This window comes from Natronoarchaeum rubrum (assembly GCF_024494695.1).
In genome coordinates, this window is record NZ_JANHDP010000007.1 from 1 (window position 1) to 21,181 (window position 21,181).

23 protein-coding genes, 1 tRNA gene and 1 pseudogene are annotated in these 21,181 nt (G+C 69.7%); 10 read left to right on the top strand and 15 right to left on the bottom strand.

Annotated elements, in window-relative coordinates:
- Positions 1-119: pseudogene (locus NO931_RS16725) on the top strand (IS6 family transposase); the annotation flags it as partial.
- Between the two features lie 140 nt (positions 120-259).
- Here the strand turns inward: NO931_RS16725 and NO931_RS16730 are convergent.
- Complete coding sequence (locus NO931_RS16730; RefSeq protein ID WP_256393505.1) at positions 260-529, bottom strand: DUF7538 family protein; 270 nt, start codon at positions 527-529, stop codon at positions 260-262.
- Between the two features lie 105 nt (positions 530-634).
- Here NO931_RS16730 and NO931_RS16735 point away from each other — a divergent pair, with 105 nt between their 5' ends.
- Positions 635-1,249, top strand: coding sequence for an SOUL family heme-binding protein (locus NO931_RS16735; RefSeq protein WP_256393506.1), 615 nt, complete (start codon positions 635-637; stop codon positions 1,247-1,249).
- 24 nt (positions 1,250-1,273) lie between these two features.
- Here NO931_RS16735 and NO931_RS16740 read toward each other — a convergent pair whose 3' ends face one another.
- A complete protein-coding gene (locus NO931_RS16740; RefSeq protein ID WP_256393507.1) occupies positions 1,274-1,777 on the bottom strand; it encodes a DUF192 domain-containing protein in 504 nt (167 codons plus the stop codon).
- An 86-nt stretch (positions 1,778-1,863) separates the two neighbouring features.
- Between NO931_RS16740 and NO931_RS16745 the strand changes: the two genes are divergently transcribed.
- The 4 genes from NO931_RS16745 to NO931_RS16760 all read left to right on the top strand — a co-directional run bounded on the left by NO931_RS16745 (position 1,864) and on the right by NO931_RS16760 (position 4,167).
- Positions 1,864-1,937 (top strand) — tRNA-Val (locus tag NO931_RS16745).
- A gap of 179 nt (positions 1,938-2,116) precedes the next feature.
- A complete protein-coding gene (locus tag NO931_RS16750; RefSeq protein ID WP_256393508.1) occupies positions 2,117-2,914 on the top strand; it encodes a PHP domain-containing protein in 798 nt (265 codons plus the stop codon).
- A gap of 87 nt (positions 2,915-3,001) precedes the next feature.
- Positions 3,002-3,166 (top strand): DUF6757 family protein, encoded by a 165-nt coding sequence (locus NO931_RS16755; protein WP_256393509.1) that lies wholly within the window; start codon positions 3,002-3,004, stop codon positions 3,164-3,166.
- A 143-nt stretch (positions 3,167-3,309) separates the two neighbouring features.
- Positions 3,310-4,167, top strand: coding sequence for a phosphatase PAP2 family protein (locus NO931_RS16760; protein ID WP_256393510.1), 858 nt, complete (start codon positions 3,310-3,312; stop codon positions 4,165-4,167).
- On the opposite strand, the gene NO931_RS16765 is transcribed toward NO931_RS16760, so the two are convergent.
- Positions 4,164-5,570, bottom strand: coding sequence for a hypothetical protein (locus NO931_RS16765; protein ID WP_256393511.1), 1,407 nt, complete (start codon positions 5,568-5,570; stop codon positions 4,164-4,166). The genes NO931_RS16760 and NO931_RS16765 overlap by 4 nt on opposite strands.
- Before the next feature lie 198 nt (positions 5,571-5,768).
- On the opposite strand from NO931_RS16765, the gene NO931_RS16770 reads away from it, so the two are divergent.
- Positions 5,769-6,734 (top strand): AAA family ATPase, encoded by a 966-nt coding sequence (locus NO931_RS16770; RefSeq protein WP_256393512.1) that lies wholly within the window; start codon positions 5,769-5,771, stop codon positions 6,732-6,734.
- Positions 6,735-6,770: 36 nt separating this feature from the next.
- Here NO931_RS16770 and NO931_RS16775 read toward each other — a convergent pair whose 3' ends face one another.
- The 9 genes from NO931_RS16775 to NO931_RS16815 form a co-directional block, all read right to left on the bottom strand.
- On the bottom strand, positions 6,771-8,246 hold the full coding sequence (locus tag NO931_RS16775; RefSeq protein WP_256393513.1) for a DUF7519 family protein: 1,476 nt from the start codon (positions 8,244-8,246) through the stop codon (positions 6,771-6,773).
- Positions 8,243-9,703: a DUF58 domain-containing protein gene (locus NO931_RS16780; protein ID WP_256393514.1), complete on the bottom strand. Its 1,461-nt coding sequence runs from the start codon at positions 9,701-9,703 to the stop codon at positions 8,243-8,245. The genes NO931_RS16775 and NO931_RS16780 overlap by 4 nt, the downstream gene beginning before the upstream one ends.
- Positions 9,700-10,995, bottom strand: coding sequence for a DUF7269 family protein (locus NO931_RS16785; RefSeq protein WP_256393515.1), 1,296 nt, complete (start codon positions 10,993-10,995; stop codon positions 9,700-9,702). The genes NO931_RS16780 and NO931_RS16785 overlap by 4 nt, the downstream gene beginning before the upstream one ends.
- Positions 10,992-12,632, bottom strand: coding sequence for a DUF4129 domain-containing protein (locus NO931_RS16790; RefSeq protein WP_256393516.1), 1,641 nt, complete (start codon positions 12,630-12,632; stop codon positions 10,992-10,994). The genes NO931_RS16785 and NO931_RS16790 overlap by 4 nt, the downstream gene beginning before the upstream one ends.
- Positions 12,629-13,810: a M48 family metalloprotease gene (locus NO931_RS16795; protein WP_256393517.1), complete on the bottom strand. Its 1,182-nt coding sequence runs from the start codon at positions 13,808-13,810 to the stop codon at positions 12,629-12,631. The genes NO931_RS16790 and NO931_RS16795 overlap by 4 nt, the downstream gene beginning before the upstream one ends.
- A gap of 192 nt (positions 13,811-14,002) precedes the next feature.
- Positions 14,003-15,196 carry an acyl-CoA dehydrogenase family protein gene (locus tag NO931_RS16800; protein ID WP_256393518.1) on the bottom strand — a complete coding sequence of 398 codons (1,194 nt, stop codon included), beginning with the start codon at positions 15,194-15,196 and terminating at the stop codon, positions 14,003-14,005.
- A 45-nt stretch (positions 15,197-15,241) separates the two neighbouring features.
- Entirely contained in the window at positions 15,242-15,991 is a 750-nt protein-coding gene (locus tag NO931_RS16805) for a GNAT family N-acetyltransferase (protein ID WP_256393519.1), read from the bottom strand.
- Positions 15,992-16,110: 119 nt separating this feature from the next.
- Entirely contained in the window at positions 16,111-16,869 is a 759-nt protein-coding gene (locus tag NO931_RS16810) for a type 1 glutamine amidotransferase (RefSeq protein WP_256393520.1), read from the bottom strand.
- Between the two features lie 254 nt (positions 16,870-17,123).
- Positions 17,124-17,924, bottom strand: a complete 801-nt coding sequence (locus tag NO931_RS16815; RefSeq protein ID WP_256393521.1) for an alpha/beta fold hydrolase — start codon at positions 17,922-17,924, stop codon at positions 17,124-17,126.
- A gap of 110 nt (positions 17,925-18,034) precedes the next feature.
- Between NO931_RS16815 and NO931_RS16820 the strand changes: the two genes are divergently transcribed.
- Entirely contained in the window at positions 18,035-18,316 is a 282-nt protein-coding gene (locus NO931_RS16820; protein ID WP_256393522.1) for a DUF7577 domain-containing protein, read from the top strand.
- Between the two features lie 60 nt (positions 18,317-18,376).
- Positions 18,377-19,297: a CPBP family intramembrane glutamic endopeptidase gene (locus NO931_RS16825; RefSeq protein ID WP_256393523.1), complete on the top strand. Its 921-nt coding sequence runs from the start codon at positions 18,377-18,379 to the stop codon at positions 19,295-19,297.
- Positions 19,298-19,319: 22 nt separating this feature from the next.
- Here the strand turns inward: NO931_RS16825 and NO931_RS16830 are convergent, their stop codons facing one another.
- Positions 19,320-20,159, bottom strand: a complete 840-nt coding sequence (locus NO931_RS16830; RefSeq protein ID WP_256393524.1) for a sulfite exporter TauE/SafE family protein — start codon at positions 20,157-20,159, stop codon at positions 19,320-19,322.
- A 79-nt stretch (positions 20,160-20,238) separates the two neighbouring features.
- On the opposite strand from NO931_RS16830, the gene NO931_RS16835 reads away from it, so the two are divergent.
- Positions 20,239-20,628: a CopG family ribbon-helix-helix protein gene (locus NO931_RS16835; RefSeq protein WP_256393525.1), complete on the top strand. Its 390-nt coding sequence runs from the start codon at positions 20,239-20,241 to the stop codon at positions 20,626-20,628.
- 92 nt (positions 20,629-20,720) lie between these two features.
- Here the strand turns inward: NO931_RS16835 and NO931_RS16840 are convergent, their stop codons facing one another.
- Complete coding sequence (locus NO931_RS16840; RefSeq protein ID WP_256393526.1) at positions 20,721-20,879, bottom strand: DUF7535 family protein; 159 nt, start codon at positions 20,877-20,879, stop codon at positions 20,721-20,723.
- 93 nt (positions 20,880-20,972) lie between these two features.
- Entirely contained in the window at positions 20,973-21,125 is a 153-nt protein-coding gene (locus NO931_RS16845) for a DUF7557 family protein (protein WP_256393527.1), read from the bottom strand.
- Between the last annotated feature and the right edge of the window lie 56 nt (positions 21,126-21,181).

The following is a 21,181-nucleotide window of genomic DNA, read 5'->3' on the forward strand; positions in this document are numbered from 1 at the left end:
CCTTTCGAGAACTAAAACGACGAACCTCTTCGTTTAGTAATAGCTTTAGCCACGCCAAAGCAGAAACTGCTGATCAGTGGCTCAGATCGTTCGCATTTGCATGGAATCAGCTTATCTGAACACGACCCGGACAGCCGTCCAAAAGGGTTTGCGAGCACCCGAACGGTGCCGGTTCTCCGGGACGCCGAAACGGGGGCGGCGGGACGCCGAAGCAGGGGCGGCGGGACGCCGAAGCAGGGGCGGCGTCACGCAGCGGCGATCAGAGCTGGCGTCGCTCGACCTCGGCGTCGATCCCCGCGGCCGTCAGATCCTCCCGGATGCGCTCCCGGAGCGGCCCGGGAACGGCGTCACGACTGACCGGAACGGCCGTCTCGCCGTCCTCTTTGACTTTCCAGTAGAGCACGCACTCGCTGGGGTCGTAGAACTCGATGCTGTACGCGTCGCCCGCGCCCTGGTAGTGAACGCGCGCGGCGAAGTCTTCGGCGCGCCACCCCTCCCGTTCGGCGAGCGCGTCGACGTGGTCGCTCATGTCTTCCTCTGGAGTCAGCGGGCGCGTAGGCGTTACGATCGCTCGCTCCTCGCGAGCATCCGATCGGCGACGAGACTTATCACCCGTCGACTGGTACTGGTTGACATGGAACTCTCACCGAAGTCGATCGCAGCAGTCGGCGGCGGCGCGCTGGCGGCGTGGACGGCGTGGGGGCTGTACGCGAGACGGAGCGCCGACCCCGTGCCCGCGACGACCGTCAAGCGGCTCGACGGCGTCGAACTCCGCCGGTACCCGCCGATCGCGGTCGCCGAGACGACTGCCGACGACCAGATGACCGCGTTTCGGCGTCTGTACGACTACATCACGGGCGCCAACGAGACGACGACCGAGATCGAGATGACGGCGCCGGTTCGAACGGGGTCGGCGGAGATCCCGATGACCGCGCCGGTTCGATCCGTGGAGGAGGAGGGCAGCATGACGATGGGGTTCTACCTCCCGCCCGAGTACGGCGTCGAGACGCCGCCGACGCCGACCGACGACGACGTGACGGTGACCAGCGAGGCCGAGCGCGTGCTGGCGGTGCGCTCGTTCTCGTGGTACGCGACGTCGGGACGGGTCGATCGGATCGAGCGCGACCTGCTCGACGCGCTCGACGAGTACGGCGTGGAGACGGTCGGCGAGCCGTTCTTGCTGCGCTACGACGACCCCTGGACGCCGCCGTTCATGCGCCGGAACGAGGTCGCGATAGAAGTCGCCTGACGCGAAAAGGCGCTCTCGGATCGGCTACTCGTCGTGGTACTCGATCTCGATCCGGTCGCCCTCGGTGACGTTGTTGTCGGCCATGAACCCCTTCGGCACTTCGAGGACGTATTCCCCTCGACCCGGGTACTCCATGGACCCGCCGTCCTCGTTCGGGCCGGGTTTTCGAGCCTCGTGGATCTCGTTGATTCGGTTGTCGCTCCCGATGAACACGATGTCAATGCCGAATGACATATTCGGCATTATATACGTGTGCCGGCCCTCGCTGTCGTGGACGAACAGCATTCCGTGCCCTTCGTCGAGCGAGTCGTGCTCGCTCAGCCCCGTGCGACGCTCGTGGGGCGTGTCCGCGACCTCAGTTTGGACGACGGCGAGTCGCTCGCCGCTCTCGTCGCTGATCGTCACCGTCGCCTCGCCGTACTGATCGGCCCACGGCGTCGGGACGAGTCCCGCCTGAACCGCGAGCACGCCGACGAGCAGGAGGGCGGTCAGGCTGCCGATCGCCACGGTCGCGCGGGTGTCCGCCATACAGCGTATTCTGGGGGCGTTTCGACGTAAGGCTACCGACCGAGAGAGAAAGCGTTATTTCGTCGGATCGTCTGGGTGGGAACGTCGGGTTCGTAGTCTAGCTGGTTATGACGTGGCCTTTACAAGGCCGAGATCGGCGGTTCGAACCCGCCCGAACCCATCATTTTGCGACGAACGGACGTGAGGAGCAAACTACTGGACGAGTGGCGGGTTCGAACCCTGGAAGGCGCGCGCAACGTAGTGAGCACGTCTTCCTCCGGTTCGAACCCGCCCGAACTCACTGCTTCGAGATGCCCGCCGTACGCAACGACTTTGCCGCGCCGGACGCCGATATCGAGCATGACGTACGCGGACCTGCACGTCCACACGACGGCCTCGGACGGCGAGCTGACGCCTGAACGACTGCCCGAGGCCGCGCGCGAGGCCGGCGTCGCGGTCGTCGCGATCACCGACCACGACCGGCTTCATCCCGACCTCGATCGGCCGGTGACGACGTGCGACGGCGTCACCGTGATCCGGGGCATCGAGTTGCGCGTCGAGGCGCCGAGCGGGCAGCGCGTCGATCTGTTGGGCTACGGCGCCCGGGCGACCGCAGCGCTCGACGCCGAAGTCGAGCGGCTCCAACGCGATCGCATCGAGCGCGGGAGAGCGGTCGTCGAGTCGGTCGAGGACCACACCGGCGTCGAACTCGACGTCGAGATCCACGAGGGCGTCGGACGGCCCCACGTCGCGCGGGCGATCGGCGACAGCCCCGAGCTCTCCCACGACTACCAGGACGCCTTCGACGAGCTGATCGGGTCGGACTGTCCGTGCTACGTCGCTCGGTCGATCCCGTCGTTCGAGCGGGGGCGGCGAGTGCTCGACGACGCCTGCGGGCTCGTCGGGCTGGCCCACCCGCTGCGGTACGACGACTCGGAGGCGGCGCTCGACCTGACGAGCGACCTCGACGCCGTCGAGCGGAACTACCCGTACGGAGAGCCCGTCGATCCCGCCCCGGTCGAGCGGGCGATCCGCGAGCACGATCTGATCGCGACCGGCGGTAGCGACGCTCACGACGACCGACTGGGCCGAGCGGGGCTCTCGGCGGAGGAGTACCGGCCGATCGCGGCGGCCGTCGAGGGGGCGAGCGCGCCGTGACGCCGGCCGTGAGCGCGCCGCGGGCGATCGTGTGCCCCACGCGTCCGAAGCCGTAGCGTTCAAACTGTTCGGGCAGCTAGTGGGGGTATGCAGTGTCATTACTGCGACGACGACGCCACCGTCGCCGCCGAGTCCGACGGTATCAAGGTGGGCCTCTGCGAGATGCACTTTCAGGAGCGTCTCGAGGAGCTCGCGGAGTCCGACGCCTTCGACGACCTCCGGGAGCAGATCGACGTCGACCACCGGGAGTGACCGGCTCGCGTCGCTCGTAGCTGCCCTCGTGCCTTCGACTGATTCTCGGCGAATCACCGATGACGAGCGCTGACGCCCTCGTTGTGGACGTTTGACAGAACATATAGATTCTTTACGTTCGAGACAGTAGCGGTATGTATCTGATGGATCTATTGCAGATTCTGGTCATCGTCGCCCTGGTGGCCGGGACGGCCGTCGGCGCCCTTCTGCTGGCCTGCGTGGGGCGGACGCGTCTCTCGGAGACGCTCCGCTCCCCCGCCGAGCGGAGGCGCCGTTTTCGGGAAGTGCTGCCTTACCTCGGCGCCCTCGTTGCCGTACTGCTGGTTAACAAGGGGTTGTTGCAGTACAGCCTGCAGACCTCGCGGTACGTCGGCCTCAAGATCACCGGGACGATCATCGAGATCGAGGGCGAGTTCGTCGCCTGGGTACAGCAGCTGTTCCCGGCGAGTGCAGTGCTTTATTTCTCGGCCATCTACGTGTTCGGCTACGTCGTGTTGCTGGTGTTCCCGATCCTGGCGTACTTTTTCACCGACCGCCTGCGATACCTGAAGGTGCTGCTGACTGCGTACGCGATCAACTACGGCTCCGGCGTGATCTGTTATACGCTCTTTGTCGCCTACGGGCCGCGCAACTCGATCCCGCAGGACGCCGCTCCGCTCCTGTACACCGAGTTCCCGTCGGTGATGACGCTCACGTCGATGATCAACTACAGCTCGAACGTGTTCCCGTCGCTGCACACCTCCATGTCGCTGACGGCGATGCTCCTGGCGATGATGAGCCGCGAGGAGTTCCCCAAGTGGACGCCGATCGCAACGACGCTCGCGGTCAGCGTGATGATCGCGACGATGTACCTGGGCATCCACTGGCTCACCGACGTCGTCGCGGGCATCGTGCTCGGCGCCGTCGCGGTGTACGCTGCCGATCGCATCGTCGACCGCACCGAGAAGTTCCTCGTTCGGCGTCGCAACCAGTCCAAGAACTCGCCCAACTGGTCCGACTAAAACCAGCGGACCAGCGGCGCGACCACGACGGCGACCCACAGCAAGGCGCCGAGTCGCAGCGACCGTCCTTTCTCCGCGGCGCCCGCGGCCAGTAGCCCGACGGCCAGCACGACGCCGAGGCGGTGGACCAGCGTCTCGACGGGCAGTACGGCGACGCCAAGCAGCGCGTAGTCGACCGTGATCCCGAGCGCGACGCCGGTCGAGGCGACCACGAAGCTGCGGAACTCGTCGAGACCGCGCGCCGGGAGGTACGCGACCAGCGGCAGCCCGACCGGCACGAGCGGATAACACAGCGCGACGACGAGCTTCGGCGAGCCCGGGAGCAGGCGTTCGAGGTAGATGCCGGAGGCGCGGACGAACAGCAGCGCCGACAGCGTCGCCCCGAACAGCACGAGGTATCGAAGGTCGATGTCGGCCGCGACGGTGACGAGCCGCGCCCGCGAGCGCTCGACGGTTCGCGAGACGCGGTCCAGCGACACTGGCGCGCTCGACGCCAGCGCGCCGACGAGGCCGGCCGCGAGCGCCGCGGCCGCGAGCAATCCCCGGGCCTGCGCGACGCCGATGCCCGGCAGCGCGGCGAGCGGGACGGCGGCGGTCCCGAGCGCGGCGTCGGCCGTCGCGTTGCCCGCGGCGGTCGCCCCCGCTCCGGTGGCGTTCGGGAGCCGGACGGCGCCGCCGCGCAGGTCGATCTCGGTCACCCAGCCGTCCGTGTCCAGCGGGTCGGACGTGGCGTAGTACTCGCGAGTGACCGACTCGACGAACGGCTGGCCCATGAAATCGGTTTCGACGTACTGCTGGGCGCGCTCGTTGCTGTCGACGCTGTGACGCAGCCCGAACCAGTCCCAGTGCTCCTGGTGGGCCTGCATCGCCACCCAGCGCTCCTCGTCGTCGATCGGCTCGTACAGCCGGACGTGGTACCGCGAGCCCAGGTAGTCGCCGTCGTGGAACTGGCCCGATTCGGCCATCCAGTAGCCCGCGGGCGTCCCGTCCTCGCGAGCGACGTTGGCGACGTACGTGTACCGGGTCGCGCCGCGGGCGCTCTCCCACGCGATCGCCGTCCCGTTCGGCCCCGGCGGCGCGGCGGTCGGGTCCCGATCGGACTGCGCGCTCGCGGTCCGGTTCCAGTCGGCGTTGGTCCGGGCGACCAGCGCGTGGCGGACGTCGGCGGCGTCGCCGTAGACGACGACGTTGATCGACAGCGTCTTCGACGGGAACGCCCGCGTCCGACTGGTGTAGGGCCACAGCGCGGTGTCGTTGCCCGTCTCGACCAGCTGGACGTTCCGATCGGGGTGGTACTGCGCGCGGGTGTCGTCGGTGAAGGCCACCCCGCCTGCGCCGATCGCGACCACGCTCAGGACGACCGCGGCCAGCGCGATGACGACGAGCCGGTTCGAGTCCGCCACGGCGGCCGGTACGGTGACCGAGCGCATAAGGGTGTTAACCGGTTGCTACTCGGTGATTACCGGTCGGTTGCGGATCGCGCCCGGATCGGCGACGAGGCGTTCCGTCGCATCGGACACCGCGCGGCGCCGCCGCGACGTCGGCATCGCTTCCGCGTCGCGATGACGAAATTTATGCCGATGGACGGCCAAGCCGCGATCATGTCAGTATCACGATCGGAAGATGTCGCCGAGCGAGTGATCGACGAGGTGCTCGGCGCCGTCGTCGCCGACCGCCGCCTGATGGAGACGCTGCTGACGGGCGTGCTCGGGCGGGGCCACGTTCTGCTGGAGGACGTTCCGGGTACCGGGAAGACCCTGACCGCGCGGAGCCTCGCGACCGCGCTGGGCCTGGAGTTCAATCGCCTCCAGTTCACGCCGGACCTGCTGCCCGCCGACGTGACGGGCTCGTACGTGTTCGACGAGAACGCGGGTAGCTTCGAGTTCAACGAGGGGCCGATCTTCGCGAACGTCGTGCTGGCCGACGAGATCAACCGCTCGCCGCCCAAGACTCAGGCTGCACTGCTCGAAGCCATGGAGGAAGGTCAGGTCACCGTCGACGGGACGACCCACGAGCTGCCCGAGCCGTTCCTCGTGATCGCGACCCAGAACCCCGTCGAGCAGGAAGGGACGTTCGAGCTACCCGAGGCCCAGCGCGACCGCTTCATGATCAAAACCTCGATCGGGTACCCCGACGCCGCCGGCGAACGCGAACTGATCGACCGGCGGGCCGACCGCACCGCCCAGGCGCCGGCGGTTGAGTCCGTGATCGACGCGGACGCCGTGCGCGAGCTGCGCCGGATCCCCGAGCAGGTCGCCGTCGAGGACGAACTCCGGGACTACGTCGTCGCGGTCTGCCGGGAAACGCGGGCGGATCGGCGCGTCGACGTCGGCGTCTCGCCGCGCGGCGTCCAGCGGCTGTTCGAGGCCAGCCGCGCCCGCGCCGCCATCGAGGGCCGCGAGTACGTCGTTCCCGACGACGTGCTCGCGGTCGCCGAGCCCGTGCTGGCCCACCGGCTCGTGCTGACGGCCGAGACCTCGGTCCGAGAGACCTCCAGGAGAGACGTCGTCCGCGACGTGCTGGACCGAGTCGAGGTGCCGGCGATGACGGCGCCGGACGCTTCGTAGGTCGCCCCCGCGTTCTCGTAGCTCTCCCCTGCGTTCTTACAGCGGCGCGGACCCTCGCTTACGGGCGTACAGCGCCAGCGCGACGACCAGCGCGGCGCCGAAGCCGACCGCGAGCACGACCGGGCCGGCGACGGCTCGCTCGACCAGCGGCCCGAGCCGTCGGAGGCCGACCGCCAGCGCGACCGCGACGACGGTCGCGAGCGTCCCGACCGCGACGCTCCCGCCCGCCCTGACCAGCGCCGAGCGCTCGACGGCGGCGTCGGTACCCAGCTCGGCGCCCATCGTCGCTCCCATCCGGCCGACGTCCCAGACGATCGCCGCGGCGCCGACGGCGACCAGCGGCGCCACGACGCCGCTCCCGCGCAGCGCGACGACGACCGACGCCGCGAGCAAGCCGCCGGCACAGACGTACGGGCCGAGGGCGTCGCGCCGGCCGCTCGCCCTCGCGACGCCGCGGAGGCCGAGCAGTACGAGCGCGGTGCCGACGAGAACGCCGCCGACCCCGCCGAACACGGCGGACCAGCTGTTCAGCGCCGATGGATGGACGACCGCGTGTCCGACGCCCGGGAGCCGAACGAGCGCGGCCGTCGCGCCCGCGACGACCCCGACCAGCGCGACCGCGGCGACGATGCTCAGCAGGACCGTGATCCGGATCGCGTCGGCGCCGTCCTCGTCCCACGCCCACGAGATGCCGGCGCGGGCGACGAACGCCAGCGCAGCCAGCCCTACAACGACGATCGGGACGAGCCGGACGAGCGGGCTGCCGGTCACGATCGTTAGCGCCCGCCAGATCGGTGTCGCGATCGCGTACAGCAACTCGTAGCCGCCCAGCACGCCGACGATCGCGGCGATACCAGCGACCCCGAGCAGCCGGCGGCCGAGCCGCTTCGCGCCGGCCGATCGTTGCCGGAGCTGTCGGTTGATCGGCCGCCGCTCGTCCGCCGTCGTCGGCGTCGATCCGAGGGCGGCGCCGGTGGCAAGCGCGGCGACGCCGTACAGCGCCAGCACCGTACCGACGGCCGGGCTGCCGGCGTTCCAGTCGAGCACGGCCACGACGCCGGCGAGCGCGAGGATCGACCCGCCGAAGACGGGTACTAGCACCCCGAAGGACAGGAACGCGGCGAACGCCGAGACGCCGCCGCCGGCGAGCCCCTCCGACGACAGGCTCCCGCGTCCCGCCCCGACGCCGCCCAGCGCCGCCAGCCACAGCAGCGCCGCCAGCGACACCGAGACGTCCGCGGCGCCCGGGGCCTGCCCGGCGATGGGAACCAGCGCCCCGATCGCGATCGACGCGGTCACCAGCGCGACGCCGCGGGCGACCTGTCGCGTCGGCGTCCGCTCGCCCTCGAAGGCGGTCAGTCCCAGCGCGAGCAGCCCGCCGCTGAGCGCGCCCAGCGCCGGCGCCGCGGAGGTGGCCGTCAGCGCGAGCGTCGCGACGCCGACGGCGGCGACTGCAGCCGTCGCGAGCGCGACCGGCCGCGGCGTCTCGGTCGGTGACGGATCGACGCTCACAGTCCGTCACCTCCGGCCAGCGCAGCGCCGAGCGCGGACCCCAGCGGCAGGTCGCGGTCCCAATCGACGACGCCGACCCGCTCGCTCTGCAGCGAGTCGAGCCGGTCGGCCCGCTGGACGCGGCGGACGCCGACGATCGGGTCGTCGCCGTCGGTGACGTCCGGGCTGACGAGCGTCACGTCGAACCCTCGGCGCGCGAGCCCGCGACAGAGGTTCGCGGGGAACTCGTCGAGTGCCGGCGAGAACACCAGCACCGTCGCGCCGTCGGGCAGCCGGTCGAGCGCGGCGTCGGCGACGTCGGCCGGTTCGACGGACCACGCGCCGCTGTAGATCGAGGCGCGGACCGCCCCGGTCGGCTCGCCGCTCCGGAGCTCCTCCAGCCGGCCGCGAGCGCGCTGGATCGTCTCGGTGTCGGTCCCCGGTCCGATCGGCGCTTCTACCTTTCGGGTCGCCGGCAGCAGGCAGGTCGGCGCCCCGGCGTCCGCGAGGCGTTCGAGCGTCCGTTCGGCGGCGTAGGCGGTCGTCGCGGCGGCCGTCGTGGCGTCCGGTCCGGGCGCGACGTACGTCTCCGGCCGGGCGTCGACGACGATTCCGACCGTGGCGGCCCGCTCGGCGCGGTACTCGACGGTCGTCAGGTCGCCGCTGCGCGCGTAGCGACGCCAGTCGATCGACCGGATCGGGTCGCCGCGCTGGTACTCGCGGACCGACCGGAACTCGACCCCGCTGCCGCCCTCGTCTGCGGTCACCCGGCCCGCGCGATGGGAGGTCCGGCCGTCGAGCGGGACCGCCTCGACGGGGAGTTCGCAGACGATCTCCTCGGTGCCCGCGGCGTCGACCTCGCCGGTCTCGACGACAGTGCCGACGAGATTGCGGGCCCGGAGCGTCGGCGCCTCGAAGCGGTGGCCGCCGCGTCGCGTCTCGATCTCGTACTCCACGGTCGCGCGCTCGCCCGGACCGAGCGCGAGGCAGGCTCGGGGAGATCCCTCGACGACCGACAGTTCCTCGGGGACGCCGTCGACGACGCGCAGATCCGAGATCGGATCCGACCCGACGTTCTCCACGACCAGCTCCACCGAAACGCGCTCGCCGGCCTCGGTGACGACCCGGGGACACTCGCGAGCGACGGCGACCTCTACCTCGCCCATCCCGGCGACGGCGGCGTACGCGAGATACCACAGCGGAATCGTCGCGCCGACGACCAGCACGGGCGTCCGCGTCGCGATTCCGACCGCGGCGAGCCCCAGCCCGATCCAGACGGCGCCCGAGAGCCGGGGGACGTGCTCGACCGTCGAGTCGAACGCCGAACGGGCGGGGCGGTCGGAGTCGGCCGATCGACCGTCTTCGGTCCGCGTCGCTCGTCCCGACGCCGAGAGGGCGTCTCGATGCGTCCGCTCCCGGTCGACGCGCCGGGCGCTCTCGTCGGTCGATGCCGTCGTCGCGGTCTGGTGTCGTGTCATCGTCGTTTCCCCACGGATACGTCCTGAACGGTCGGTTCGCTGTCGTCGTCGGACGACCAGCGAAACGCCACCTCCGAGTTGCCGGCGTCGCTCGCAGCGGTGGCGCCGTCGCCGGAGTCGGCGTCCCCGTAGTCGGGAGCGGCGCTGACGGCGTCGGGCGAACGGTCCTCCACATCCGCGTCCGACTCGTCGTCCGTCCGATCGCCGCTCTCGTCTTCTGGCTCGACCGAGACGGATTCGCAGCGATCGAGCACCGCGCTCGCGGTTCGCCCGACGCGGCGGTCGAGCGCGCCGCTGGGATCGATCGCCCCGTGGAAGAGATCGAGCGGCGATCGGTCGACGGCCGCCGCGGCGTCCGCGAGAAACGCGGCCGCGACCTGGTCGTCGGTCCAGCCGCCGTTCCGGACCGTCGCTCGGGCGTCCGTTTCCGGCTCGGAATCGGCGTCGACCGCAGCCACCGCGGCCGCTCGGAGGCCCTCGCGGAGAGTCGCCTCGTCGGTCGTCGGGAGCGCGACGGTTCCGTCGGACGCCGCGGCCTCGGCGGCGTCGACGAGTTCCGGGCCGAGCACCGCGGTCGCGGCGTCCGGCGCCTCGCCGGGTGCGACCGGCCGAACCGGCGGCAGGCGCTCGGGGTCGGGCACCGCGGCGTCGCCCTCGGCGTCGTAGCGCTCGCGGATGGCCTCGCCGGCGCGCTCGGCACGCTGCTCGAACGCGCCGCCGGGAGTCAGCCACTCGTAGAGTACGTGGCGAGCCGGGTAGCGTACCTCGGCCTCCGGCGCCGCGAGAAACGTCGCGACGACGGCGTCGTCGGTCCACCGCCCCTCGGCGACGCGCTCGCGGGCCGCCTCGGTCGACGCGCCGGTCGCGTGCTCCTCCGCGAGCGCCGCCGCGGTCCGCAGCTCCTTCCAGACGGCGTCCTGCGCCTTGGACGAGACGCCTTCGTCCTGCAGATGCGCCGCGCGGTCGACGCCGTCGCGGAGCGCGGCGCCCACCTGCGCGTCCTCGTCCGCGCCGCCGCGCTCGGGCGGCGCGTCCACCAGCGGCCCGACCCCGGCGTCGGCGCCGAGCCCGCCCGAGAGCAGCCCGTGGCCGACCAGCGCGACGACGACCAGCGCGAGCAGCGATCCGAAGACGCCGACCAGCGCGCGGGCGACCTGGGGGTCGGTCGCCAGCAGCGACCGATCGAGCGCCAGCGGGACTGCGACGAGCGCCGCGAAGCAGCCGCCGACCGCCACGGCGGCCGCTCGCCGGGAGATCGACGGGAGCCGCGGCACGGAAAGCCCCCACCTCATGACTCGTCGTCCTCCTCCGATCGGATTCGGTCGAGCGCGTCGTAGGCTGCCTGCACCCGGTCGTCGCTCTCGGACCGGCCGCCGTACTCGACGTCGCGGAACGCCCCCGTCAGCCGGTCGACGGCGTCGTCGGGGTAGCCGGCGTCGATCGCCCGTCGCGCGATCTGGCCGGGCGTCCGGGTTTCACGGCGCGCGACGCCGAGCCGGTCGACCAGCCGGTGCCACGCGCGACGAACGGTCGGCGTCGGCGCCGAGTCGTCCTCCGCTTCGATGGCTGGTTCGTCGGGGATCGTCCGGGCCGTCTCGTCTCGGTCGGCGGGCTCACCGTCGTCATCGTCGCCGTCGATCGATCGCGATCCGCGATCCAGGCTCGGGAGCAGCGACAGCGCCGACAACCCGCTCAGCGACGGCAGGCTCGGCAGCGCGAACCGCGGCAGGCGCAGCGCCCCGGTGAACTGGGACAGCCAGCCGACGCCGCCGCCGAGCCGGCCGAACAGCGACGCGACGGCGCCGGCCGTGCGCCCGATCGCCGCGGGGATCCCGGTGACGGCCGCGCCGACCCCGGATAGTACCCCGCTCGGCCAGAGCCCGTCGAGCGAGAGCTTGCTGCCGATCCTCAGCCGGTGCTGGCGCCGGGTCTGCAGATCGAACGCTCGGAGATACATAATGACGATCCCGATCAGGAGGCTCAGAGCGCCCAGCACGCTCCACGCGAGCCCGAACACGAGCCCGTCGAGCTCGCTCGATGCACTCTCGCCGCGAACCTCGGTCCCGATGGTCGCCGAATCGGCGGCCGGCAGCCGGAACCGCGTTTTCCCGTCGTCAGTCGTTCCCACCCGCTCGCCGTCGACCGTCACGGGCGCGTTCCGAACCGGGACGCCGTCCATATCCACCCGCGCCGTCGCGGGACCGAGCGGAAGCTTCGGCACGAACCACGCGCCCTCGACGGCCAGCCCCACGTCGTCAGTGTCGATCGATGCCGCGCCCTCGGCTGCGCCGCGGCGAACGTCAACTGTGGCGTCGTCGGCTGGTAGCGGGACCTTCGCGACGCCGTTGTCACCGGTCTCGGCGACCTGTTCGCCGTCGACTGTCACGCTCGCCCCCGGAAGCGACTCGTCGTCGATCGTCGCCGCGATCGTCAGCGTTCCCGCCTCGGCGTCGACGCCGCGCCGCGTCACGTCGACGTCGGTCGACAGCGCGACGCGCTCGCTCTCGGTCCAGCCGCTGGCCGACGCCGACACGTTCACCGACGATTCGTACGGGGCAAACACCTCGAGAGCGCCGGTATCGCCGGTCGAACCGACTTGGTCTCCGTCGACGGTTATCGCCGCGTCAGATACGGGATCGCCGTCGGATCGCACCGTAACGCGCATCTCCTGGCCCGGTGTCGTGCCGGCCACGCTGATCTCGCGGGACGCCGGATCGTCATCCTCGCCGCTACCGTCGCCAGCCCCGTCGTCGGCCGGGTCCTCGGCCCGTTCGTCGGTGCCGATGCCCGCGGTGTCTGCGTCGTCGACCTGATCGACCGCTGGGAGAAAGCCGGCGACGAGCACCAGCCCGAGGATACAACACGCCACGACCGCCGCGCGGGTCAAGTCCGGCCCGACGCGCCCGTCGGACGACGACTCGTCCGTCATGGGTCGACCGCCGAGCGTTCGACGAGCCGTTCGACGCGCTGTCCGACCGGCGGGTGGGTGCCCGCCGTGCTGCCCGGCGCCGACGACCGGTCGGCGAGCCAGTCGTCGATCCGCCGGGCTCGCGCGGCCGTCGCCGGGCCGCCGCTGTCCGACTCGGCGTCGGCGGCGTCACGCTCGGGCTCGCCGTCCGCTTCCGGCGCGGCGTCGGCGTCCGGACCGTCCGCGGTCTCCGCCGGCCCGCGTTCGACGTCCCGGACGCCGCCGAAGGGGACGAAACACAGCGCGCGCAGCCCCTCGGCCGAGCGCCGGAGATCCTCGTCGGGCTGGGGCGGCTCGTACTCGTACAGCGTCGTCAGCGCGCTCGCCAGCGCGAGCGGCCGGCCGGTGATCGCCGCGGCGGCGTCGTCGGCCGCGAACTCCCGCTGTCGGGACAGCGTCTCGTTGGCCACCCGGGCCAGCGGCGGGAACAGCCAGAGGATCGGCGCGACGAACAGGTAGGAGACGATCACGACCGGGAGGAGCCAGTCGAGCGCGAGACTCGCGCGGCGGCTCATCCCCTCGCGATCGAACCACTGCGCGCGCCGGAGCAGGCTGGTCGCCCGGTACGCCCGCTCGGCGATCGCGATGAAGAGGCTCGCGAGCGTCATCAGCGTCACGTCGCGATTCTTGATATGGGCGATCTCGTGGGCCAGCACGGCGTCTAACTCGTCGGCGTCGAGCGCGGCGAGCAGCGGGCGCGTGACGACGATCGTCGCGTTTCCGGCCCGCCCCACCGTGAAGCAGTTGGGATGTTCGGCGTCGACGACGGCGATCGACGGCGCCGACACGTCGGCCTGGGCGGCCAGCCGCGTCACGGCGGCGTGGAGATCGGGCGCGTCCTCGGGCGAGGCGGTTCCTTCCCAGACGTCCGAGAGCAGTCGTGTGTAGCCGTACCAGGCCTGCGCGACGAGAAACGCCGCGGTCAGGGCGACCAGCGCGAGCGGCGACACCGCGAGATCGAGGAAGTCGATCGAGGGCGACTCGCCGAGCAGCACGAGAAGCGCTCCCGCGACGACGCCGGGGATCACCGTGCCGTACGCCCAGACGAGCGCGGCGACGAACAGCCCGTTGAGCGCCACCAGCAGCGCGAGGACGCCCACGATTCGCAGTCGAAACGAACGGCGTCCGTTGGAGGTCACTGTGCTGACATTCTTGCCCCTGAAGTATAAAATTTCTTTTCGGCCAGTAAATCCCGTAACTGCGACTGCGGCGCAGCGAAGCGGTGATCACAGCCGCGCGCAGCCCGGTCCTGCCGGAGATCCGGAGCTGCTCGAAGGCCGCAATCCCGATTGCTCACGGGCATTGCCACGTTGCTCGTGACGCCGTGGGCGTCACTCGAAGGCGGCGATGCCCGTGAGATCCTCCCCGAGGATCAGCGAGTGGATGTCGTGTGTGCCCTCGTAGGTGTAGACGGTCTCCATGTTCGCGCGGTGGCGCATCGGCGGGTAGTCCGTCGTGATGCCGTTGCCGCCGAGCATCTCGCGGGCGACGCCGGCCTGCTCGCGGGCCATCCTGACGTTGTTGCGCTTGGCCATCGAGACCTGCTGGGGGCGCAGCTCGTCGCGTTCTTTCAGGTCGGCGAGGCGGTGGGCCAGTAGCTGCGCCGTGGTGATCCGGGTCGCCATCTCGGCGAGCTTCTCCTGTTGCAGCTGGAAGCCGCCGATCGGCTTGCCGAACTGCTCGCGGTCGGTGGCGTACTCGCGAGCCGCCTCGAAGCAGTCGCGCGCGGCGCCGACCGCGCCCCAGGCGATGCCGTACCGGGCCTGCGTGAGACACGACAGCGGGCCCTTCATCCCCGAGACGCCCGGCAGGACGTTCGCCGCGGGGACGAAGGCGTCGTCGAGCGCGACCTCGCCGGTCGCCGAGGCGCGCATCGAGAGCTTGCCGTCGATCTCGTTTGTGCGCACGCCCTCGCGCTCGGTCTCGACGAGGAAGCCGCGGATCGGCCGGTCGGGATCCGAGACGTCGCGGGCCCAGACCAGCGCGAGGTCGGCGATCGGCGCGTTCGTGATCCAGGTCTTGGCGCCGTTCAGGACGTAGCCGTCCGCGTCGTGCGCGCCGCGCCCGGCCGAGCCGTCGGCGCGCTCGGCGGTCGTCTCCATGCTCGCCGGGTCGGAGCCGTGCTCGGGCTCGGTCAGTCCGAAACAGCCCACGGCGTCGCCCGACCCGAGGTCGGGCAGCCAGCGCTCCTTCTGGTCTTCGGAGCCAAAGGCTCGAATCGGATACATCACCAGCGCGCCCTGAACGCTCGCCATCGACCGGATCCCCGAGTCGCCGGCCTCCAGCTCTTGCATCAGCAGCCCGTAGGCCGTCTCGCTGACGTTCGGCGAGCCGTACCCCTCCAGGTTCGGTGCGTAAAAGCCCAGATCGCCCATCTCGCCGATCAGCTCCTCGGGGAACGTTCCGTTCTCGAAGTGATCGCCGATGTCGGGCTTCACGCGGTCGGCGACGAACTCGCGGGCGGTATCGCGGATCATCCGCTCTTCCTCGTCGAGATCGGCCTCCAGCCCCACGTAGTCGAGCATACCGGATAATGGGAGAGCAGCGTGAAAAATACGACCGCTGAGCGCTCACCCCAGTCGCGGGTCTTCGAGCATCACCGCCATCTGCTGCTCGGCGACGTACTCGTCGTCGATCTTGAAGTGCGCTCGGCGGATGGCTTCGGTCTCCCAGCGGTGATCCTCCAGGAATCGTACGGCGTCCTGATTCGTCGCGGGCAGACTCTGGTAGACCTTCTCGTAGCCGTTCGAGGCCGCCCAGTCGAGGCCCCGCTCCATCAGGTGGCTACCGATGCCGTGACCCCGGTACTCCTCGAGGACGCCCATCGTCAGCTCGGCGGTGTGGCGCAGCTTCGCGAAGTTTGGCGAATCGAGGTGGACCCAGCCCACCACATCATCGTCGACCGTCGCGACGAAGAACATCCGCGACTCGACGTCGTTGTGCCGGAACACGACCTCCTCGTGGTCGAGCAGATCCATCACGGACTCGGCGGTCAGGTACGCGCCCTCCTCGGAGACCGTCCGCATGACGCGGATGAGTCCCTGAAGATCGCCCTGCTTCGCCGGACGGACGGTAAACTCGACGCCGTCGGCCTCGTGGGTCGTCGGCTCGCCGACGTCGATCGCGATCCGGTAGATGCCCTCGCGCTCGTCGAGGAACCCCTCGTCGATCAGATCCGACAGCTCCAGCTCGATCCGGTCGGCGTCCATCGCGAACGCGTCGTCCAGTTCGCCGCGCTCGACGACGCCGTTGCGCTCGACGTACTCGTAGATTTGCTTGCGGTCCTCGGTCTCGAACTCGGGTCGTTGCTGGACCTGCATCGCGTGCGAAGCTACTCCGGCGGCTCACTTAGCCATTGTATCTTGGTAACGAACAACACGTTCTGAGCGGACGGAACCGCGATCGGTCGTCGAACGTCGTCGCAAAAAACTGAGAGCGGTCAGTCTGCGCCGGCGGCGTCTGCCGAGTCGGCGTCGAGTTCAGCGTCGTCCTCCGCGACGCCGGAAGCGTCCGCGGACTCCCGAACGTCCTCGACGAACGCGAGCCAGTTCTCGAAGACGGTCTTGGCCTCGCAGGCGTTCGCGTAGTTCTCCTCGGTGATGCCGTCGAGCACGCGCTGGATGCGCTCGTCGGGCAGGTCCTTGCCGAGCGTCACGTCGCGGGCGGTCTCGGTGTCGTACTCGGGGTGGAACTGGACGCCGAACACGCGGTCCTTGCGGAACGCGTGGATCGAGTAGTCGTTCTCGGCGAGCACGTCGGCGCCGGGCGGGACCGCGGCGACCTCGTCGGAGTGGGTCGTGAAGGCGGTGAATCGCTCGTCGACTCCCTCGAACAGTCGGGAGTCGCCGCCGTGTTCGATCTCCCGGTAGCCGATCTCGTACTCGCCCATCGCCGCGACCTCGCCGCCCAGCGCGTGGGCCAGCAGCTGGTGGCCCCAACAGACGCCCAGACAGGGGAGGCCGGCGTCGACGGCCTCGCGAACCCACGCCGCGGTGGGTTCGATCCACTGTTCGTCCCAGTACACCGACGACCGGGAACCTGTGACGACGACGCCGTCGAAGCCCTCGACCGATTCGGGGAGTTCGGGCGCGTTGGCGTCGAACTCCGCCAGGTCGGCGTCGAGCTCCCGCCGGAAGTTTCGGGGGGTGTTGGCGTCGTCGTGGGCTGCGTTGAGCACGGCGATGCGCGGTCGACTCATCGGTATGTCGAGCAAGCGCCCCGCAGACAAAAGGGGTTTCGCCGCCCGCGAATGGTGCCACCACCTGTGACCGGCGCGTTCGGTGCGACCCGTTCGGCGCGGTCCGACCGGCGAAGCGGCGGTTAGATGTCGACCGGATCGTCGGCGTCGGGACGCCGCTGCGCCGGCGGGGACCCGAGGAGTGGCTGTGACCGACCGCTGACTGCCGGCCGCCCCGACGCGCTGCCGCCGCCGGCGCGACGCCGACGACCGACCTACAGGTCGACGTCGCCGTGCTCCTCTAGAAAGCCCAGCAGCCGGTCGTTGACCGCCGCGGAGTACTCGATTCCGACGAGGTGGCCCGCGTCGGGCGCCATCTCCAGTTCGGCGTTGGGAAGCCCCTCGGCGAGCGTCTCGGCGTTCGACGGCGGAACGACCCGGTCCTCGCCGCCGTGGAGGACCAGCGTCGGCAGCGTGAGCTCGTACAGCGGGGCCTCGAACTCGTAGCTCGCGAACGCCTCCTCCTGGGCTTCCCAGGCCTCGCGTTCGGCGTCGTCCTCGGCACGCCACGCGGCGATCCGGTCGAGCGCCTCCGGGTGGGCATCCCGGAAGTCGGCAGAAAGAGCCGGTTCCAGCGACGACCGGAGCGCCGCCTCGTCGTCCGGCGGCGCGAACATCGCTTCCCTGGGATCGGCCGGCAGGTCGGCGTCCGGCCCGCCGGCGCTCGCGCCGAGCAGCGTCAGCGTCTTCGCGCGGCCGTAGCGCCGGGCGTGCTCCAGCGCGACCATCCCGCCCAGCCCGGCGCCCACGAGATGCACGGTTCGAACGTCGCACTCCGACAGCACCGCCTCCAGATCGGCGGCGAGCTGCGGGACGGTGTAGGGCCCCGCAGTGGCGTCCGACCGGCCGGTTCCGCGCAGATCCGAGACGACCGTCTCGAACGGGCCGGCCAGCGCGTCGTACTGCCAGCCCCACAGCCAGGCGCCGTAGCCCAGATCCTCGACGAACGCGACGGTCTCGCCGTCGCCGTCGGACTCGTAGTACAGCGATACCCCCTCGCGCTCGATCGTCGGCATGGAACGGAATCGGTCGCGCGACGGTTAGTAACGTTCGGTCTGCGAGTTTCCCGCCGGACCCCGCGGGCGAACGGTTAAGTGCGAAAATCGGCTAACTTTTAGTACGAACCATGCCACCGCTCGCGGATCTCCCGCTCTGGGCCTACGGCTACGCGGCGGCGTTCGTCCTCGTCCACGGCGTGGTACTGTACTACCTCTACCGGTCGACCGCGTCGACGCCGAGCGACGACGCCGACGATCACGAGGCCGAAGCGGCGACCGTCGTCTGCGAGCACTGCGGGACCGAGAACGACCACGAGTACCGCTACTGCCGGAACTGCGTGCAGGAACTCTCCGACGCCGGCGGTCGTGGCGCCGCCGACGGCCAGCCCGCCTCGCCGGGGATGCTCTGAACGACCGACCCCGGTGGCTCCGACGTTTTTACCCGTTAGTGGCACCAAGCTTCGACGACAATGGCTGACAGGGATCCGGACGACCGGAGCGAGCGCGACAGCTGGGCTGACGGCGACGGCAGCGACTGGGATGACGGCGAGGATGCCTGGCGCGACGACCCGTCCTCGGACGGCGGGCGTCCGGAACCGACCGGCGCACCGGACGGGGCCACCGGCGGTACGCTGACGCTCAAAGGGTTGGTGTCGACGACTGCCATTTCGGCCGGAGTGTTGCTGCTCGGCGTCGTCGTCGGAATGATCGGACTGATTCTCTCGATGTCGGTGCTGACGGCCGGGTTCGGGATGCGCTTCGGCGCCGACCAGAACACGACGGTGCTCATCGTCCTGCAGCTCGTGTTGCTACAGGGGATCGGCTTCGGCGTCGCCTCGATGGCGTATCTCCGGTACAGGGATCTCGGCTTCGACTACCTCCGCGCGCGGACGCCGACACTGAACGACGTCAAGTGGGTGGTCGGGATCTTCGTCGCCTCGTTCGCGATACTGATCGTGGGGAGCCAGATCCTCTCGATGCTCGGCCTCAGCGGCGAGGGGCACTCGATCGCCGACACGGCCTCGGGGAACCCCGACATCCTGCTCGCGCTGATCCCCCTGTCCTTTCTCCTGATCGGTCCCGGCGAGGAGCTGCTGTTCCGCGGCGTCATCCAGAACGCGTTCGTCGACCGCGTCGGCGTGCGGGGTGGCATCGCAGCGTCCAGCGCTTTCTTCGTCCTGATCCACCTGCCCAACTACAGCGGCCTCGAAGGGCTGCCGACGCTGAGCGTGCTGTTCGCCATCAGCGTGACGTGGGGGTACGCCTACGAGCGCACGGACAGCCTGTTCGTGCCGGCGATGGCCCACGGTGCGTACAACGCCCTGCAGTTCGGGCTCCTGTACATCACGCTGAAGTACGCCCCGGAGGCGCCCTCGATGCTGCTTTGGTGAATCCACCGCCCCCCTCGTCGTCTCAGAAGATCCCGGCGATGAATCCGACTCCCATGATGCAGAGCACGGCGGCGGAGAACGCGGGGAGATACGGCGTGTACCGCTCGACCCGCTCCTCGGAGTGCTGGTAGCCGGCGATCAACAGCATCGTCAGGGCGACGATCCCGGTAATCACGGTCAACGCGTACGCCAGCATCAGTTCGAGGCAGTACGCCGACCCGGCACACAGCGCGATGATCTCGAACTCCTCCTCGTGCGCGAACCCGAGGACGAACGCGAACCAGGCGATCCCGAAGAGCCCTCGATCGGCGGCGGCGTCGAAGTTCCCGTGCGAGTGCCCGCCACCGTCACCGGACGTCTCGCCGTGATCGTGGGAATGTCCGTGGGCGTCTTCGTCGTGTCCGTGGGCGTCTTCGTCGTGTCCGTGGGCGTCTTCGTCGTGTCCGTGAGTGTGCTCGTGACCGTTTTCGCCGCGATCGTGCGAGTGCCCGTGAGCGTCCTCGCCGTGGCTGTGCGAGTGTCCGTGCGTGTATTCGCGCACGCCGAGCGCGATCAGCAACACGCCGGCGACGAGACTGACCGGGCCGCCGATCTGGACGCCGCCGAGCATCGTGATCGGTTCGTTAACCTGCGTGAGATCGAAGTACGACTTCGCGTAGAAGAACACGCCGACCATCGCGATGCTGCTGATCAGGTGTCCGATACCGATGATGAGACTCGCAGTGAACCCGTAGAACCACTTGTTCGCCTGATCGAGCGCGTACGAGGCGGCGACCGGCCATCCGTGGCCCGGCTCGATCCCGTGGACCGCGCCGAGCGCGACCGCCCCGACGACGAGCCCGAGTTCCTCGAAATGAAACATTCGATACGGGGTATCTGTGAACGGCCGAGTTATGGGTTTTTAATACCGAATCGGGGGAATCATCATAACAGGAACGTCCATGCGAACGAGTTTCAACATCCCCGACGAGGTCGTCGAGGAGTTCGACGCGGTCTGGCAGGAGCAGGATCTTGAGTCCCGATCCCGAGCCGTCCGCGAGGCGATGCTGGAGTACATCGAAGCCCACTCTCGCCTCGACGCGACGACCGGCGAAGTCGTCGCGTTGATCGGCTTCGACTACCGCCATCACGACGTGATTCGGGAACTCCACGGGATTCAGCACGACTACCAGGAGGTGATTTTGAACACGAGCCACACCCATCAGGGCGAGTGGTGTCTCGAATCGCTGTTCTGTCGCGGGCCGGCCGAGCGCGTCCGCGACCTGACCTACCGACTCAGGGACTTCGACGGCGTTCGGCGAGTGAAAGTGATGGTGATTCAGCAGGAGTAGCTGACTCGGCCGGTACGCGTGCGGGTTCGTCGACCGCTGGCAACCCGTTTCGCGTCCGAATACGTCGGGCGCGCTGCTGTCTGTGGTTCGGACTACTCGCCGCCGCGCAGCTTGTCGACCACCCAGAACGCCGCGAGAAACGGCAACAGCGGGAGCAGCAGGAACAGTGTTCCTGCGGCGAGTAGCAGGCCGATCAGGTTCATCTCGAGATTCGGCTTGGCCGGGTTCGGTTGCGTCGCCGAGCGAGTCATACACCTTCCATTACGTACCACTTGAACAAGAATTTTGCTCCGAACGCTACGACCGACAGCGTGAGGCGCGGCCGCGATCGGCGCTGCTGCCCGTCAGGGAGCGTGATCGCCGCCGTACTGCAGCGTCATCTCCTCGGCCTCGTAGATGTTGATGAGTTCGGTGACGATCTCGTCGTAGGACTCGTCTTCGACTCGGAGAGCGTCGAGGCGCTCGATCGTCTCGTCGTCGAGGTTGACGTTCGGCATGTCCGGTGGTAGGGTCGCCGAGTTATTAATCGCCGTGGGCACGGAGAAGCTGTGCG

Excerpts from the sequence above, each read along its gene's own strand:
- NO931_RS16830 (WP_256393524.1), bottom strand. The coding sequence starts at position 20,159 with ATGTTTCATTTCGAGGAACTCGGGCTCGTCGTCGGGGCGGTCGCGCTC.
- NO931_RS16780 (WP_256393514.1), bottom strand. The coding sequence starts at position 9,703 with ATGACACGACACCAGACCGCGACGACGGCATCGACCGACGAGAGCGCC.
- NO931_RS16735 (WP_256393506.1), top strand. The coding sequence starts at position 635 with ATGGAACTCTCACCGAAGTCGATCGCAGCAGTCGGCGGCGGCGCGCTG.
- NO931_RS16815 (WP_256393521.1), bottom strand. The coding sequence starts at position 17,924 with ATGCCGACGATCGAGCGCGAGGGGGTATCGCTGTACTACGAGTCCGAC.
- NO931_RS16820 (WP_256393522.1), top strand. The coding sequence starts at position 18,035 with ATGCCACCGCTCGCGGATCTCCCGCTCTGGGCCTACGGCTACGCGGCG.
- NO931_RS16750 (WP_256393508.1), top strand. The coding sequence starts at position 2,117 with ATGACGTACGCGGACCTGCACGTCCACACGACGGCCTCGGACGGCGAG.
- NO931_RS16810 (WP_256393520.1), bottom strand. The coding sequence starts at position 16,869 with ATGAGTCGACCGCGCATCGCCGTGCTCAACGCAGCCCACGACGACGCC.
- NO931_RS16785 (WP_256393515.1), bottom strand. The coding sequence starts at position 10,995 with ATGAGGTGGGGGCTTTCCGTGCCGCGGCTCCCGTCGATCTCCCGGCGA.
- NO931_RS16770 (WP_256393512.1), top strand. The coding sequence starts at position 5,769 with ATGTCAGTATCACGATCGGAAGATGTCGCCGAGCGAGTGATCGACGAG.
- NO931_RS16755 (WP_256393509.1), top strand. The coding sequence starts at position 3,002 with ATGCAGTGTCATTACTGCGACGACGACGCCACCGTCGCCGCCGAGTCC.
- NO931_RS16730 (WP_256393505.1), bottom strand. The coding sequence starts at position 529 with ATGAGCGACCACGTCGACGCGCTCGCCGAACGGGAGGGGTGGCGCGCC.
- NO931_RS16740 (WP_256393507.1), bottom strand. The coding sequence starts at position 1,777 with ATGGCGGACACCCGCGCGACCGTGGCGATCGGCAGCCTGACCGCCCTC.
- NO931_RS16845 (WP_256393527.1), bottom strand. The coding sequence starts at position 21,125 with ATGCCGAACGTCAACCTCGACGACGAGACGATCGAGCGCCTCGACGCT.
- NO931_RS16840 (WP_256393526.1), bottom strand. The coding sequence starts at position 20,879 with ATGACTCGCTCGGCGACGCAACCGAACCCGGCCAAGCCGAATCTCGAG.
- NO931_RS16835 (WP_256393525.1), top strand. The coding sequence starts at position 20,239 with ATGCGAACGAGTTTCAACATCCCCGACGAGGTCGTCGAGGAGTTCGAC.
- NO931_RS16790 (WP_256393516.1), bottom strand. The coding sequence starts at position 12,632 with ATGACGGACGAGTCGTCGTCCGACGGGCGCGTCGGGCCGGACTTGACC.
- NO931_RS16825 (WP_256393523.1), top strand. The coding sequence starts at position 18,377 with ATGGCTGACAGGGATCCGGACGACCGGAGCGAGCGCGACAGCTGGGCT.
- NO931_RS16760 (WP_256393510.1), top strand. The coding sequence starts at position 3,310 with ATGGATCTATTGCAGATTCTGGTCATCGTCGCCCTGGTGGCCGGGACG.
- NO931_RS16800 (WP_256393518.1), bottom strand. The coding sequence starts at position 15,196 with ATGCTCGACTACGTGGGGCTGGAGGCCGATCTCGACGAGGAAGAGCGG.
- NO931_RS16805 (WP_256393519.1), bottom strand. The coding sequence starts at position 15,991 with ATGCAGGTCCAGCAACGACCCGAGTTCGAGACCGAGGACCGCAAGCAA.